This is a genomic window from Marinilabiliales bacterium (assembly GCA_007695015.1).
GTDB lineage: Bacteria > Bacteroidota > Bacteroidia > Bacteroidales > PUMT01 > PXAP01.
In genome coordinates this window covers 15,118-30,994 of the sequence record REEN01000075.1, presented here as the reverse complement: position 1 = coordinate 30,994, position 15,877 = coordinate 15,118, and the positions used below count along the sequence as shown (strand labels likewise).

Sequence of the window (15,877 nt, the reverse complement as noted above, 5' to 3'; positions counted from 1 at the left end):
CGGTCCATATTGCCCCCAGCAGGTCAATGACCCCGATTACCAGACTACTGAATCACCCAGTCGGTATAGGAAGTGCTGTGGTCCGCCAGTTTGTCACGTTTTTCAGTTACCGGTTGCATCTTTTCATTGGCTGCTTCACCCACTTCGGTCAAAGTACCATCGTCGTTCCAGTACCTGTCCCTTACCTCATCTGATTCAATAAAAAACAGAAAACCGATGCAGCCGGCGCATTCTCCCGTTCTGCCCTTTAAAATAAATCCTTTTGTCCCGGGAAAATGCTCTTCCCATGCAGGTGCATACTCATCCTTTAAGAAATCGAAATACTCATCGAATGTAACGCCGGGGGCAAGCTCATAGCTTATCGTATGAAGCCCCAGCAGGTTACCCGTCTGCAGAACAGTAGCGGCTGGCTGCTCAATTTCCGGTGCGGGTAGCTGCTCAGCTTCCTGCTCTGCCGGCTGCCGCTGACCGCATGCCGTTGCCAGTATGACGATTGTTGCAATAAAAATCATTTTTTTCATAACATTAAGGTTTTGGTGTTTAGTAAACGGTAGCCCGGAAAAACCCGGGCGTTCATATAGCAGAACCCGATAGAACTATTTATAAAAACCCTGAAACAGAGAAGTGAGACGATGATATGCTGAAATTATGACGCGATAAGATCAGAAGCTGAAACTGAGAAGTGAGAAAACTTAAGAACAGTAAGTTTTTGGTTAACACTTATTCTGTTTGAACAGGCAAGTTACTGAAATAACAACCAATAAATCAAGTTTTTCACTTTATTTTTTTAAAGTCATGGGGTAAATACTGCCCTGATAAATCTCTAAATATGCTGATCAAGCAATTCGCTGATATTGCCTGAGGGCCTGCCTGCATTCGGATCTATTATCCTTCTTTCCCGGTCAAGCAGGATAAACCTTGGTATTCCCCTGATAAGAAAATGGGTTGCGATTTCTGACTGCCATGCATTTTCTGCATACCAGTTGTAGCCTTTCATTTCCTTCTCTCTCACCATCTTTTCCCAGGGTGCGGGTGATTCGTCTATGGAAATTGCAAGGAACGCGATATCATTGTCACCGTATTTTTCAATCAGGCGGTCCCAGTGAGGATGCTCAGCAATGCAGGGACCGCACCATGTTGCCCATATATCGATATAGATAAGCTTCCCCGAAAGGTCACTAAGCCTTACACTGTTTCCGTCAATATCGGTGAAGGTAAAATCGGGCACAAGGCTGCCTGGTGAAAGCATATCCCACTGAGCCATGGCTTCGTTTAGCCTCTCTGTATAATAGGGGTTTTTATTCATTGATGTAAAAAGCTCAACAGACCGCCGGGCACCGACCGGACCCGAAAATCCAATATTGGCCCTGAGCATATCATATATCATAAAATCCCTTATTTCAGGAACGAACAGTGAGTCAGCCGCCAGCACTGTATATATCATACTACTGTCAGGGCCGATCTCACCGGGATTAATCCCATGCATCATTTGCTGCCTTAACTCGTGCACCTTCCTGTTGGCAAAATTTCTGAAAACACCGAAGCGTAACAGTAACGGATCGCTGTAATCCAGGCTCTCCAGCCTCTGTTTTGTCTCCTCCTCGGGAAAATCGATCGGTGCATCACGGTCTATATTGTTACGCATCCTGTAGCTCATCGGAAAATTCAGATCCAGCTGAAGTGATCGCAGCTCGATGTAAGCCTTTTCAAGTTTCAGAAAATCGGGATCCAAGTTATTCTGTTTTTCAAGTTCGTTCACCAGTTCTATCAGCGGGGTCAGGAACTCATTTTTCTTCTCAAAATATTCATCCAGGCCGGCCGACATAACCTGCACTTCGGGTCCAAAGTCAAGTGGCTCTTTTCTTACCATGAATTCAGCTTCGACCGATTTATCGCCCGATGCGCTGAATGTATTGCTGAAATCATCTATATGGGCCGAAATATAGATGCTGTCGCCCGGATCCAGGTACAGCCAGAATCCCTGGTCGGCAACCCTGAACTGGAAATAATAGTTGGCATAATAACTGAAGGGCAGGTGAAAAGAGCCGTCAGGATGTATATCGGCAGTTGCCAGTACATCGTCTCTCCTGACGGAGATGGTTCCCTGGTCAAGTCCGTCGATCTTTCCGGCAACAATTATCTGGTCACCCCGGTCTGTGCCGGGACCGCTGCATGAGATGAAGGCCATGCAGACTGTAATAATCAGAAGGGCAGGTAATTTTTTCATGATTACTCAAAGGTTTAAGATTGTGTATAATGGTTAACAGCAGTACAAGTTATAAAAAATTATATAAAATTAGTTGTAAAACTAAATAATACGTTGTTAAATTTAAAATTCCTGCTTCGGGCATTAATTGAGAAAGCCGGCAAAGCCGGCCTTTTATGCACAGGTTTACTAAATTTCATGTACTTTTATGCGTATGGTAAAAATTACTTCAGGCAAGTTTGAATTATTTTACAAACAGGTTGCACTGTTCATTGTCCTGCCCGCGTTGTTTGTTGCTTCATGCACCTCACCCCGTCATCTTGGACGGACAGCAGTGCCGGGCAGGTTCCTTGATGATCCCGCAATATCTGATACCCATACAGGCATTGCAATTTATGATGCAGAAACCAGGGAGTACATTTATACGCACAATGCCGAAAAGTTCTTCATACCGGCCAGCAACACCAAGATTGCCACCCTTTATGCAGGGCTGAAGTACCTGGGCGGGTATATTCCCGGCATTCACTATCTCGATCACAATGACACCCTGTTCCTTATCCCTACCGGCGATCCGACGTTCATGCTGCACGATTTTCCTGACCAGCCTGTGCTGGATTTTATGCAGAATGCCTGTAAGCCCCTTGTCTTTGTTGAACCTGTATGGCAAACCGGTGCACTGGGTTACGGATGGCCATGGAACTTCTACCTCAACTATTATATGCCCGAGCGAAGTCCCTTCCCGGTATACGGCAATGTCGTGATATGGGCCCAGCGGGATATCGGCGATTATGGTGAAGATGTAAGGATCACTTATGCCTCCTCCCACCCGGTGCATAGCTGGCCGGTAGAGGTGCTGGAATCTCCCGATCTGAGATTTAAAGTGCACAGGCCCCTGAATGAGAATGTGTACAGTGTGTATCTCGGATTTGAGGGAGAAAAAGATCTGTTTGTTCCTTTTGCAACCGGCGGTATGGAGGCTGCACTGGAACTGCTGGCCGATACTCTTGACAAGGATATTGTTGTTGTGCCTGCAAGGCCTGGGTTGCCGGGTCGGGCAAAAGCCGGCAGGGCGGGGGTGGAAGGTGTGGAGGTGCCTGTACCTGGTGTGGAAATGCCTGTTCCCGGTGCTGAAATGCCTCCGGCCCAGGATGGTGTGGCATTGACGGAACCCGGCCATTTGAGGACGATCGTCTCGGGTGTTTCCGATACGTTGTTCAGAATGATGATGGTGCACAGCGATAACTTTTTTGCCGAGCAGGTACTCATAATGGTTTCCAATGAGCTTTTCGGGGTTATGGATGAGATGCAGGTTATTGAGTATCTTATGGACAACGACCTGGCCGGTATGCCTGGCAGACCAAGGTGGGTTGACGGCAGCGGACTCAGCAGGTACAATCTCTTTTCGCCACGGTCATTCGTATGGATTCTGGAAAAGATGAAGGATGAATTTGGTTTCGGGAGGGTTAGCCATCTGCTTCCAACGGGTGGCGAAGGAACCCTTGACAACCTTTACCTGGAAGAGAGCGGGCGTATTTTTGCCAAGACCGGAACCCTGGGTGGCAATGCCGTTGCACTGAGCGGATTCCTGGTCACAGAAAAGGGCAGGACACTGATATTCTCAGTGCTGGTGAACAATCATAACAAGGACTCCAACGATGTGCGCAGGGCCACTGAAAAGTTTCTCAGGGAGATAATATACAGGTACTGATCAGACCTGACCACTTTGTTTTCGGCCGGTTTCAGGTGAAAACCGTATCAGCCTTCGGCAGACAAAATAACATGAATCGACCGAAGGTCAACAAACCATGGAGGTTTTCAGCCTGTTTTGCGAAGCTGGTTTACGATAACGGCCCCTCCAAGCAGCATAACCGCTGAAATTATATATGACAGGTTATAGGATCCGGTGATATCGGCTGCCGCACCTCCTATAATGGGTCCCACTATGCCTGCTGCTCCCCAGCCGGTGAATATTATGCCGTAGTTTACTCCAAGGTTCCTGAGTCCGAAATACCCTGCTGTTGCGGCAGGAAAGAGGGCCAGCAGAGACCCGTAGGCAAAACCGGCAATGGCAGACCCTGCCATCAACGCCGGTACGCTACGGTAAAAGGTGAACAGGAAGATATTTACCGCCTGTATCATGAACATCAGCAGAAGGGCGCTGACCGGACCTGAACGGTCTGATATGTAACCGCCTGCCAGGCGTCCGAGTGTATTGAAGATGGCAAGTATTACCACGAGCACAAAACCTGCCTCCCACTGTGCCTGTACAATGGCAATGCCGGCGAGATGCCCCACCAGCATAAGTCCCCCAGCGGCACTCAGCAGGTAGGATGACCATAATATTATGAAGGTCCGCGTACGGATCATCTCACGCCAGGGGATGTCGGTGATTATTACTCGGGGATCAGCTGTTACGTCAGTGCCGGCATTTTCATGCCTGGCCGGTGGATTGGCAAGGACAAGGGAAAGGAGCAGCAACCCGGCAAGGGCAATTATACCCAGAACAAGGAAGGTTTGCTCGATAGTGTAAGCTCTCAGCAGCGCCTCCGTAAGCGGGGCTGTGTATATTGGCGACAGTCCAACTCCTGCAACTACTACCCCGGTCACAAAACCTTTCCTGCCGGGGTCAAACCATTTGATCGCCGCCGGGGTGGCTGCCGAAAAACAGAGGCCTATCCCAATGCCGCAGGCTATTCCGAAGGTTACCATCATAAGGGCCGGGGCAGGGGCAAAGGCCGACCCTATAAGTCCGCCGCCAAACATAATGCTTCCAAGAAGGGCAACAGGGCGTGGCCCGTACCTGTCCTGGGCCCTGCCGGCAAAGATCATTGTTAATGCGAATGTGGCAATGCACAGGGTGTAGGGGAGTGATGCCTCTGTATTGCTCCATCCCCAGTTGACCACCATGGCCCTCTGTATAATGCTCCAGGAATAGAGTATGCCGATCAGCATGTTAATGCCGAGGGCTGCTATTGTTACGGTCCATCCCCTGGCCGTGCCCGGAATATCAGCTGTCTGTCCGGTTTGCATGAGTTCAGTAAAACATAAAAGGTGCCGGGAAAGATAGGAAAAACATCCTGCAATTGAAAAACCGGGCGTCACCCTGATGCACGAAACCTTAAAAAAAGTTCAAAGCGAACGCAAGGTTTTCAGAAACGGAAGAACGCGGTTATAAACCGCGGCCTTCCTGAATATTTGAGTTGATATGGCTGCATTGTCACCTTACCGGCTCCAGCCTGTAGATGCCGCCGTCGCCCTCATCTGTTGCAATGTATATGAATCCGTCGGGCCCCTGCCTGACATCACGTATTCTTCCTATCTTGCCGGTTATCAGGGTCTCCTTGTGAACAACCCGGTTGTTATCCAGCACCAGCCTGTAAATCTCCTGCCTGAGAAGAGATCCGGCAAAGAGGTTGCCGTTCCAGTCCGGGAACTGATCACCGTAATAAAATGCCAGTCCGGATGGCGCCATTGATTCTTCCCAAATGTAGTCAGGAGCTGTCACACCAGGCGCTTCCCGGCCTATTCCTACAGGCTCACCGGTTGAGTACTCCACGCCAAAGGAGACGTTGGGCCAGCCGTAGTTGTGACCTTTCCGGACCCTGTACAGAAGGTCCCCGCCCCGGGGTCCATGGTTAGTGGCCCATATCTCTCCGGTGGCCGGGTCCTGTGCAAGTCCCTGATTATTTCTGTGGCCAAAGGAGTATATCTCCGGTCTCAGGTTGCCGGGAGCCATCCCGACAAAGGGGTTGTCAGGCGCTGCTCCGCCATCCTCAAGCAGCCTGATCATTGAGCCGGCAGGGTTGGTTAGGTCCTGTGATGGATAACGAAGTCCCCTGTCCCCTATCGAGAAGATCACCGTCCCGTCGCCGGGAAAGACAATCCTTGACCCATAGTGCCTTCCGGGCTGGGTGCGGGGGATCATGGTGTAAATGGTCTGCAGGTCAACCAGGTCGGTGCCTGAAGCATTCAGCCGCGCCCGTGCCAGTCCCGTCCCCGTCCCGAGCCTTGCTGGCACTCCGTCGGCGTCGCCCGGACTCGAATAGGTGAAGTATATCCACCCGTTATTGTTATAATCAGGATGCACCGCAACATCGAGCAGTCCCGCCTGGCTGCCGCCCTGGGGCGCTGTCCTCTGGTCCTCCTGGTAATGTATTGGTGGAAGGTTTTTCAGTTCGGTGACCGATTCACCGTCAATCAGATGCATTCTTCCGGGCCTTTCGGTTACGAGCATCCTGCCATCAGGCAGCCAGCCTATTGCCCATGGATGTTCCAGGCTTTCGACCACCCTTACAATCCTGAAATTTTCGGCTTCACTGTTAACCCGGGTTTCGATGACTGTTTCGCTGACCCTGACCTGGGCCTGTGAGATACCAGTTATTGCCGCGGCAATAAAAAGTATTGCCAGTGTTTTGAGATTAACCGGTTTTACCTTGAAGTTTTTCCTGTTTCTTTTCATAGCTGCTGTTTTTGTTACACATCAATTATATAAAGAAACATGTACAGGAATTGTTTAAATAAACCGGGGAAAAAATCCGGGGTTTCCTGATGATCATGGATCAGGATTGCTGACCGGGCGGTTCCCTTATGATTCCCGGGGACTGTCAACCTATGGATCAAAGATGCTGATCCAGTGTTTCCCTGATCCTTCCCGAAGGCCGTTCGGCCGACGGATCTATCACCCTCCTCTCCCTGTCAAGCAGCAGGAACCGGGGTATCGCCCTGATGTTGAAATGCTCTGATATTTCAGATTCCCATGCGTTCTCAGCATACCAGTTGTAGCCCTGCATATTCTTTTCAGTCACCATTTTTTCCCATGGCTCCCTGGTGTTGTCGGTCGATATGGCCAGGAAGGCAACATCCTTCCCTTCATACTCTTCCATAAGGGTGTTCCAGTGAGGGTGCTCGGCAATACAGGGGCCGCACCATGTTGCCCATACATCGATGTAGATAAGTTTCCCCGAAAGGTCACTGAGCCTTACCTCGTTGCCTTCAATATCGGTAAAGATGAAGTCAGGTACCTCGCTGCCAGGGGAGATATGCTCCCATTCGGCAATAATGTTATTGACCCTTTCTTTATAAGCTGGAGTGCTGCTTTCGCCAAGGAACCTGGTATAGAGTTCGCGGTACCTTGCAGGGCCCCTGTAGTTCATATCCCTGTCAAGTGCACTGAACATGACGTGATCGCGTACTTCAGGGTTGGAAAATTTTGATCCGGCGACGTCGAAGGTGGCAGATATAAAGGCATTATCAACGGTTCCGGCTTCAGGATTGTTTCTCATAAATTCAGACACGGCATCCCTGATGTGAATGTCAAGCAGCTGTTTTGAATAACGGTCCTTCAGTATCAGCGGATCGTCAAAATTGAATGCGGCAATCCTTTCATTGGTCTCATCTTCGGGGAAGTCAATGCTTTCATTCCGGGGAATATTGTTCCTGTTCCTGTGTACCATGGGGTACATGTAATCCAGGTAGAGGTCGAACGATACCAGTCCGAGTGCCTCAAGCTCAATGAGCTCTTCTGATATCCCTTCTTCTGCTTTAACCCGGTTAAGCAACTCCTGCAGCTCCTCTATTACCGGCTTTTTGACGTCAAAATAGCTTTGGGCATCCAGCACCATCAGCTGGTTAAAGTTGCTGATTCCGCTTGTTATCCTGCTCTTCTCGGCGAGGTATTCAGCTTCGGCAGCCCTGCTGCCCGTAGCCTGGAATGTGCCATAAAGATCTGATGCTTCATATGTCACCCATAAGCTGTCGCCCGGATAAAGGAATACTATGAATGCATCACCTGGCCTGCTAAGTACTGTGTAATACCTCGAATCATCAGCAGTATGTTCGAGATGGAAGGTTCCGTCCTGCCGGAGCTCGGTTTCATGCAGTACAGCATCGGTAACCAGCCTGACGGTGGCCTCTGTCAGCCCTTCTATTTTTCCGGCAATTACAATACGGTTGTCTGGTTCCTGTGTGCTGCAGGAAGAAATGACCATTGCGGCCAGCAATAATATGCCCGGGATAATTCTCATCTGGTTTAGTATTTGGTTAACAGTGCTTATTGAATTGTAAATATAATTAAATGTTTCTATACAACAGAAATTTTCAAAATGAATTTAAAAAATATTATATGAAATTAAGTATTTCTTGTAAATAAAGTATATTTACGGCCTTATTTAAAAACTATGTTTTAAATATAATACTTATATAATGCAAAGAGTTGCAGTGCAGGTCCCTGAAAGTCTCGGGCAGGATTTTGTTCCCGGCGAATTTCTACCTGAAGGAGCCGGACAGTATGATATCAGGAATATGCAGTCTCAATGGCCGGAGGACCGGTGGCGTAACCTCAGGTCTGATGAGATAGAAGTGCTTGTCAAGAACCAGAACACAGCCGACAGCTGGGATGAGATATTGGTAACGGACTGCTTTGATCCTTCGCTGGTGCGCAATAACAGGTTTTTCGGACTGATCCGGATCGGTGCCGTCAGGGATATAGTACTGCGTCACCATGACCTGAAACTATCGGTAGGTATTACCAACAGCCTGGTGATAAACTGTGATATAGGCGATGATGTTGCCATACACAACGTACACTACCTGTCCCATTATATCATTGGCAATCGCTGCATACTTTTTAACATAATGGAGATGAACACCACCGACCACGCGAAGTTCGGGAACGGCATAATCAAGGATGGTGAACCGGAATCTGTCAGGGTGTGGATGGACATAATGAACGAGACAGGGTCAAGGCAGGTATTGCCGTTTGACGGGATGATTCCCGCCGATGCCTGGTTATGGGCCAAATACAGGGATGACACCCTTCTCCAGGAACGGCTTAAAGAGATCACCCAGGGGATGTTCGATTCGCGAAGGGGGTATTACGGTACGGTGGGAAATGAATGTGTTATAAAGAATTCCCATACCCTGAAGGATCTTAAGATCGGGTCGGGCTGTTATATAAAAGGTGCAAACAAGCTCAAGAACCTGACCATCAACTCCACTGAAAAAGAGTCCACCCAGATAGGAGAGGGGGTAGAAATGGTCAACGGCATTATCGGATACGGCTGCCGCATATTCTATGGCTGCAAGGCGGTGAGGTTCATACTCGGCAACAACTCTAACCTTAAGTACGGTGCCAGGCTTATAAACTCCTTCCTTGGCGACAACTCCACCATATCGTGCTGTGAGGTTCTCAATAACCTTATCTTTCCGGCCCACGAGCAGCACCACAACAATTCGTTCCTGGTGGCTGCCGTGGTCATGGGGCAAAGCAATATAGCAGCCGGAGCCACTATAGGCTCAAATCACAACAGCCGTGCAAACGACAGCGAGATTGTTGCTGGCCGTGGCTTCTGGCCCGGACTATGCATCAGCCTTAAACACTCAAGCCGGTTTGCTTCATTCACGCTTATTTCGAAGGCCGACTATCCTGCCGAACTTGACATTCCCCTGCCATTCTCGCTGGTAAGCAATAACATTACTCATGACAGGCTGGAAGTGATGCCTGCTTTCTGGTGGTTGCACAATATGTACGCTCTTTCCAGGAATTCGGGTAAATTCATAGCAAGGGACAAAAGGCTCAGCAAAACCCAGAACATTGAGTTTGAAGCGCTGGCTCCCGATACTGTCGAGGAGATGTTCAGGGCAATCAGGTTACTCGAAGAGTGGACAGGAAAGGCATGGATGAGGAAAAACGGCGATGACACAGAAAACCCTGAACCTGATGAGCTGGCAGAGAAGGGAAGAAGCCTGCTGGGAGATGGTGCAGATGCGGTGGCAGACCTCGAGATACTCGGCGAGGGGATGGAGAGGTCGCGGCGCAAGGTGTTAATACTTAAGGCATGGCAGGCATATCATGCATACAGGGATATGATACACCATTATGCAGTGAAAGTTCTTGTTGGTTATAACGGCATGCTTCCTGCCGGTCCGTTATCACAAATGGCTGACAGCCTTTCGGCGGAAAGGGAGACCAGCTGGGTGAATGTCGGGGGACAACTGATCCCTGAAAGGAAGCTGGACCAGCTGCGTGCAGACATAGGATCGGGTATATTGAAAACATGGGAGGACATACACGCCAGGTACGACCTGCTCTGGGAGGAGTATCTGGCTGACAAGCGGAACCATGCCTGGGCAACTTTGTGCACCCTGTACGAAACTGACAGTCTGAATGCCGGACAATGGAAGAGTGCCCTTAAGAAGGATATAGAAATTCAAAATCATATATCCGGGCAGGTTTACCTTTCGAGAAAAAAGGATTATGACAACCCGTTCAGGATCATGATTTACCGCAATGAGGATGAGAAGAAGGCCGCCATGGGTGATATTGACAACAATGATTTTATAAAAAAGGTCAGGGAGGAAACTTCTGAATACAGCAGTATCCTTGAAAAGGCCATACAGGCTTAATTTGATAAGACCGGCCGGCCGGCACCAGCCTGCTCAGTTTGCCGGCCTTCAATTTCCGGCCTGTATCCGCCCGCCTGTGACTGCCGGCTCATTCTGCCGGCCCGAACTTTGCAGCCTGTTATTCCCCTGTCTGCACCTCCTTTTTCAGTCTCTGTATGTGGCCGCGGCCAAGTGCTTTTACCTCACAGCCCAGCCTGAAATACTCTCTTATTTCATCATCTTTGAGGATGCCGAAGCAATCGATGATGGCCAGTGTCTGCCCCGCCCACTCCACGATATCAGCGGGTTTAAGATTCAGGTAATCGCTGTGGGGCACTGCAAGGATCATGGCTTCCGCATTCCTGAGCGTTTTCTTCAGATCTTTTTCGATATGCAGGCTGTTAAGGCCCTCCTGGTTCCTGAAGAATCTCGACCATGATTGTCCGGGTGCCGGATAGGTGTCCTGTTTCTCAAATTCGTGCCAGTGATCCACGTATGGATCATGCACCCTTATCTCGGCACCCATTTCGGCAAGTTTCCTTACCACCAGTTCACTGCCGCTGTAACGGGTATCACCCACATCCTGGCGGTAGCTGGCCCCGCATAACACGATATCGGCCCCGGCAATATACCTTGACATGTTGCGCAGTGCGTCCCTGGTAAGTCCTGCCACATGCAATGCCCTGGTATCATTGATGTCAATTGCTTCAGGGGTTATCCTGAAGATGCTGTCGCCATCCTCAAACCCGAGAATGTGCTTGTATGCCCAATAACCCAGTCCCCCATCCTTGGGGAGGCAGTAACCTCCGATACCAGGACCCGGGAATATGATGTTGCTGTGCGTCGGCCTCATACCGATTGCCTTGATCACCTTTATCAGGTCTACCCCGTTGCGTTCGGCAAACAGGCTCCATTCGTTAAGAAAGGCCAGGATTGTTGCCCGGTAAGAGTTTTCAATGATCTTTGTGGTTTCCGATTCAATGGGGCGGTCCATCACCGTGAGGGGAAATTCACCGGTATTGAGCACTTCATGAAGGAATTTTTCTACCCGGTCCCTGGCTTCCTTGTTGCATCCCGAGCAAACCCTCCAGAAATCCCTTATGCTGGCCACATACTCTTTGCCGGGCATCACCCGTTCGAAGCTGTGTGCCAGCAGTGGCTCTGAATCTATTCCACGGTTGGCGAAGGCTTTCTTCAGAATAGGCCAGGCAACGAATTCAGTCGTTCCGGGGGCCACGGTCGTTTCTATCAGCACCAGGCAGTGCGGCTGGATCTTTTCTCCCAGGGTACGTATGGTAGCCTCAAGGGCATGCATATCTGTCTGCCCCGTCTTCATATTGCCAAGATCCCTCTTGACAAAATCACACTGCACGTCAACCACCACACAGTCCGCCAGCGACAGGCAGTCGCTGTTATATGTGGCCACCAGGGTTTTTTCCTGTTTTACGCACCTGGTTATCAGCTCATCTACCTCAGGGTCTTCCGCCTTTACAGGAGATTCTCCCCTGTTAAGCATCGGTATTTTCCAGTATGAGCGTGTGCTTGGCCGCTGGCATACTATTACAAATTTGGAATATTTTCCGTTCTGGTCGCGGGTATCGGCCACAACGGCAGCCATGACCGCACCGACAAATCCGGCTCCCATTACGACCACGACCTCACGGCCCATGGTGCGTGCGTCATCTGTCAGTTTTTTAATACGTTCCAGTTCTGCCGGATACTCTTCATCTTTTGGAAGAGGAAACTTTTCGCCGGCCGGGTTTACTGACCAGGAGTTTTGTTCATTCTGAGACATAGGATGTTTTGGTTTATAGTTCGTATTCGTCAGGCAATTTATTGAAAATAAGCAATATGTGTTCAGTCTGTGTAATTACGGCGATTAAAGATAATTTTTTTTCATTAACAGGTGGCGGTTCCTGGTTATGTTTTTCAGTTTTATATTACCCGGTGAATTGTTACATTTATCCTTTTGTTTGCAGTGTAAATTATTGATCTAAAACCTGAATATTATGAAATACAGAAGATTTGGAAAAACAAACTGGCAGGTAAGTGAGATAGGTTACGGCATGTGGGGCATGGCCGGGTGGACCGGTTCAGATGATGCAGAGTCAATGGAGGCACTGCAGCTTGCCGTAAATAACGGCTGCAACTTTTTTGACACAGCATGGGGTTATGGCGCCGGTAAAAGTGAGTCACTGCTTGGAAGCCTGGTAAAGGCCAACAGTGACAAAAAGCTTTACACTGCCACCAAGGTGCCCCCGAAGAATTTCAAATGGCCCAGCAGGCGTGAATACAGTTTGGATGACTGTTTCCCACCCGGCCATATCGAAGAGTATGTTGAGAAAAGCCTTGCAAATGCGGGCATCGGTTCATTTGACCTGATGCAGCTTCATACCTGGGAGGATCATTGGCTTGATGATGACCGGTGGATAAAAAAGATGCAGGAGCTCAAATCGCAGGGTATGTTCCATGCAATAGGAATTAGCATTAACAGGTGGGAGCCGTGGAACGGGGTCAGGGCCGTGAAGAGCGGACTGGTAGATGCGGTGCAGGTTATCTATAATATTTTTGACCAGAATCCGAAGGATGAGTTGTTCCCGGCGTGCCGCGAGCATGATGTTGCCGTGATAGCCAGGGTGCCTTTTGATGAGGGTACCCTTACCGGCACACTGACAAAGGATACCACATGGCCGGACGGGGACTGGCGGAATACATATTTTGTTCCGGAAAACCTTGAAGCGTGCGTAGACAGGGCAGACACGCTCAAGCCCCTGGTGCCTGAAGGGATGACAATGCCCGAAATGGCACTTCGCTTTATACTGGGTGAACCGACGGTAAGCACGATAATTCCGGGAATGCGTAAACCCAGGCATGTTAAGGCCAATATTGCAACCAGTGATGCCGGACCGCTTGACGGGGCACTTATGAAGAAACTTGAGGTCCACAGATGGGACAGGGAGCCCACAGAGTGGTCACAGTAACCTTGTCAGGTTTGGCTTCAACGGTCTCACACGCTTCGCAGCTTCGGTTACCCGGCCCTTCGAACGGATTTTATTTATAAACCTCTAAAAGTCAAAAATATGAGAAATATAGTGTTTTCTCTTCCGGCATTATTCCTTGTCTTTTCATCATGCGGCAGTCCGCCTGATGATTCATTACCCCGGCTCAAGGAGCTTTACAGCGATGCTTTTGTTATTGGTACTGCCATGAACAGGTCGCAGATATACGGGAGAGATACCGCCAGTATAGAACTGATAGAAACCCACTTCAATACAATTACTCCTGAGAATATAACCAAGTGGCAGCATATCCAACCTGAACCAGGTGTATTCAATTTTGAGCCGGCTGATCTTTTTGTTGAATTCGGCGAAAGGAATGATATGTTCATGGTGGGTCACACACTTGTCTGGCACAGCCAGACTCCCGCCTGGGTTTTCCAGGATGAGTATGGGAATCTGCCTGACCGGGAGACGCTGATTGAGAGGATGCGCGATCATATTCATACGGTTGTGGGGCGGTACAAAGGAAGAATTCATGGTTGGGATGTTGTTAATGAAGCATTGAACGAAGACGGCACCCTGAGGGAGTCAGTATGGTACCAGGTCATAGGGCCTGAATACCTGGTGAAGGCATTTAATTTTGCACGTGAAGCTGATCCTGAAGCAGAACTCTATTATAACGATTACAACCTTGAGGATCCGGTAAAGCGTGCAGGCGCTGTGAAGCTTGTTAAGTACCTGCAGGAGAACGGTGCTCCTGTAACAGGTATCGGCACCCAGTCTCATCTTCATCTTACAACTCCTCCTGTTACGGAGATCGAAAAGACAATAACTGATTTTGCCGCACTTGGTATCGACGTTATGGTTACAGAGCTGGAGATAGATGTGCTTCCGTATCCGTCGGGCTACTTCCAGGGTATCGACAGAGCCCTGATCGATCAGGAAGAGGAGGGTATAAATCCCTTTACTGATAAGTTACCCGATGAAGTGCAAGAGGAACTCGCAGAACGCTACAGGGAGGTATTCGAAGTGTACCTTAAACACCGGGATGTTATTACCAGGGTAACTTTCTGGGGAGTAAATGATTTAAATACCTGGAAAAATAATTACCCCGTCAGGGGGAGGACCAACCATCCCCTCCTTTTTGACCGGGAATGGCAACCCAAACCTGCATTTTACGAGGTGGCCGGGATTGCCCGGGAGGTAATACCGGAATGACTGTAACGTTACCGGCACCCTGAGCCGGCCAGAATAGTGAGCCCCGTGCAGCAATAGCCTCAGCTGCCGTTATGCCTGATTTACGGATGGTCCTTATAATTCCCTGAACCGGATATCCCTGACTGCACCGGTGGTAACCCAGGTGGCAATACCAAGGGGCCTGGAAAGGTTCACTTCCGACCTTACGGAGAAGGAGTGATCCTTAATGGATACTGTTACCAACTCTTCTCCGTCTATAAAGCACCTGATATAGTCATCGAAGACCCTGATCCTGACATGGTACCACCGCCCGTCCTCAAATGGGAAACCTGTACGTGTGAAGTTTTCGGAAGCATCGGATCCGTCAATGCTGCTTATCCCGACCAGCGAACCTCCCCATCCTCCCACAATGAGGGTGCAATGTTCATCCGATACGGGGAATGTAACTGAACTGAAGAAATCATTGCCGTCAACGCGCATGGCCAGCAGGCTCAGTTCATAGTCCATCACCGGGAACTCCCTGGTCCATGTAATGCCTGTGGGACCATCACCAAATGCCATTATAATGGAGGAATCCCTCACCATGACAGGTCCCTGTGGCCCAAAGTTTGTCTTTTCCCATCCGTCAAGGGTCACACCGTTGAACAGGTGTCGCCATCCCTGGCTGTCGGGCTCTGCCTCCATTCCGACAACCGTTATCTTTTCAGTTTCAGTAATTTCTTCCTGTTCCGCCGAAAGGCGGTCAAGCATGTAGAGCATTACCAGTGCGAGTATAATTACCAGTGCTCCGCCGATAATCAGAACGAATGGATAAAGGTCGCGGGGATGTCTCATGTTGAATTTTTTTGTGAAATGATTTAAAGTGGTTTAGTTGTGCCGCTGATCCTGATCTGTACCGGGACACCTTCGATCTCGGCAGGAAAAACATCCCGGGTGGCGGGAATGTCTTTTTCGAGGGAGATTATGATCGTTGTTTTTCCCTCATCTGTTTTTCCAACTCCTATCGAGGTGACACTATCAAGTCCCATCCAGATCTCTCCGTAACGGCTGATTATCATTTTTGCCTGTTCATCTGAATTTTCCATAATATCAT

At 49.3% G+C, this 15,877-nt stretch carries 13 protein-coding genes; 5 read left to right on the top strand and 8 right to left on the bottom strand.

All coding sequences use genetic code 11. From position 1 onward, the window contains the following. Positions 1 to 44 precede the first annotated feature (44 nt). Together EA408_11245 and EA408_11240 are read right to left on the bottom strand one after the other, a co-directional pair. Positions 45 to 521, bottom strand: coding sequence for a hypothetical protein (locus EA408_11245; GenBank protein TVR70470.1), 477 nt, complete (start codon positions 519 to 521; stop codon positions 45 to 47). 302 nt (positions 522 to 823) lie between these two features. Beyond that, positions 824 to 2,227, bottom strand: coding sequence for a TlpA family protein disulfide reductase (locus EA408_11240; GenBank protein TVR70469.1), 1,404 nt, complete (start codon positions 2,225 to 2,227; stop codon positions 824 to 826). A 187-nt stretch (positions 2,228 to 2,414) separates the two neighbouring features. Here EA408_11240 and EA408_11235 point away from each other — a divergent pair, with 187 nt between their 5' ends. Next, entirely contained in the window at positions 2,415 to 3,914 is a 1,500-nt protein-coding gene (locus EA408_11235; GenBank protein TVR70468.1) for a hypothetical protein, read from the top strand. A gap of 107 nt (positions 3,915 to 4,021) precedes the next feature. Here the strand turns inward: EA408_11235 and EA408_11230 are convergent, their stop codons facing one another. The 3 genes from EA408_11230 to EA408_11220 form a co-directional block, all read right to left on the bottom strand. After that, positions 4,022 to 5,236, bottom strand: coding sequence for an MFS transporter (locus EA408_11230; GenBank protein ID TVR70467.1), 1,215 nt, complete (start codon positions 5,234 to 5,236; stop codon positions 4,022 to 4,024). Positions 5,237 to 5,423: 187 nt separating this feature from the next. Next, a complete protein-coding gene (locus EA408_11225) occupies positions 5,424 to 6,665 on the bottom strand; it encodes a PQQ-dependent sugar dehydrogenase (protein ID TVR70466.1) in 1,242 nt (413 codons plus the stop codon). A gap of 157 nt (positions 6,666 to 6,822) precedes the next feature. Next, positions 6,823 to 8,193, bottom strand: coding sequence for a TlpA family protein disulfide reductase (locus EA408_11220; protein TVR70465.1), 1,371 nt, complete (start codon positions 8,191 to 8,193; stop codon positions 6,823 to 6,825). Between EA408_11220 and EA408_11215 the strand changes: the two genes are divergently transcribed. Together EA408_11215 and EA408_11210 are read left to right on the top strand one after the other, a co-directional pair. After that, positions 8,105 to 8,269 (top strand): hypothetical protein, encoded by a 165-nt coding sequence (locus EA408_11215; GenBank protein TVR70464.1) that lies wholly within the window; start codon positions 8,105 to 8,107, stop codon positions 8,267 to 8,269. The genes EA408_11220 and EA408_11215 overlap by 89 nt on opposite strands. 138 nt (positions 8,270 to 8,407) lie before the next feature. Beyond that, positions 8,408 to 10,609 (top strand): DUF4954 family protein, encoded by a 2,202-nt coding sequence (locus EA408_11210; GenBank protein ID TVR70463.1) that lies wholly within the window; start codon positions 8,408 to 8,410, stop codon positions 10,607 to 10,609. 118 nt (positions 10,610 to 10,727) lie between these two features. Here EA408_11210 and EA408_11205 read toward each other — a convergent pair whose 3' ends face one another. After that, a complete protein-coding gene (locus EA408_11205) occupies positions 10,728 to 12,383 on the bottom strand; it encodes a GDP-mannose dehydrogenase (protein ID TVR70462.1) in 1,656 nt (551 codons plus the stop codon). Positions 12,384 to 12,597: 214 nt separating this feature from the next. Here EA408_11205 and EA408_11200 point away from each other — a divergent pair, with 214 nt between their 5' ends. Further along, positions 12,598 to 13,569: an aldo/keto reductase gene (locus EA408_11200; GenBank protein TVR70461.1), complete on the top strand. Its 972-nt coding sequence runs from the start codon at positions 12,598 to 12,600 to the stop codon at positions 13,567 to 13,569. A 99-nt stretch (positions 13,570 to 13,668) separates the two neighbouring features. Then, positions 13,669 to 14,805, top strand: coding sequence for an endo-1,4-beta-xylanase (locus tag EA408_11195; GenBank protein TVR70460.1), 1,137 nt, complete (start codon positions 13,669 to 13,671; stop codon positions 14,803 to 14,805). A 93-nt stretch (positions 14,806 to 14,898) separates the two neighbouring features. Here EA408_11195 and EA408_11190 read toward each other — a convergent pair whose 3' ends face one another. Both EA408_11190 and EA408_11185 read right to left on the bottom strand, forming a co-directional pair. Next, positions 14,899 to 15,618 (bottom strand): DUF1080 domain-containing protein, encoded by a 720-nt coding sequence (locus EA408_11190; protein TVR70459.1) that lies wholly within the window; start codon positions 15,616 to 15,618, stop codon positions 14,899 to 14,901. 23 nt (positions 15,619 to 15,641) lie between these two features. After that, positions 15,642 to 15,869: a hypothetical protein gene (locus EA408_11185; protein TVR70458.1), complete on the bottom strand. Its 228-nt coding sequence runs from the start codon at positions 15,867 to 15,869 to the stop codon at positions 15,642 to 15,644. Between the last annotated feature and the right edge of the window lie 8 nt (positions 15,870 to 15,877).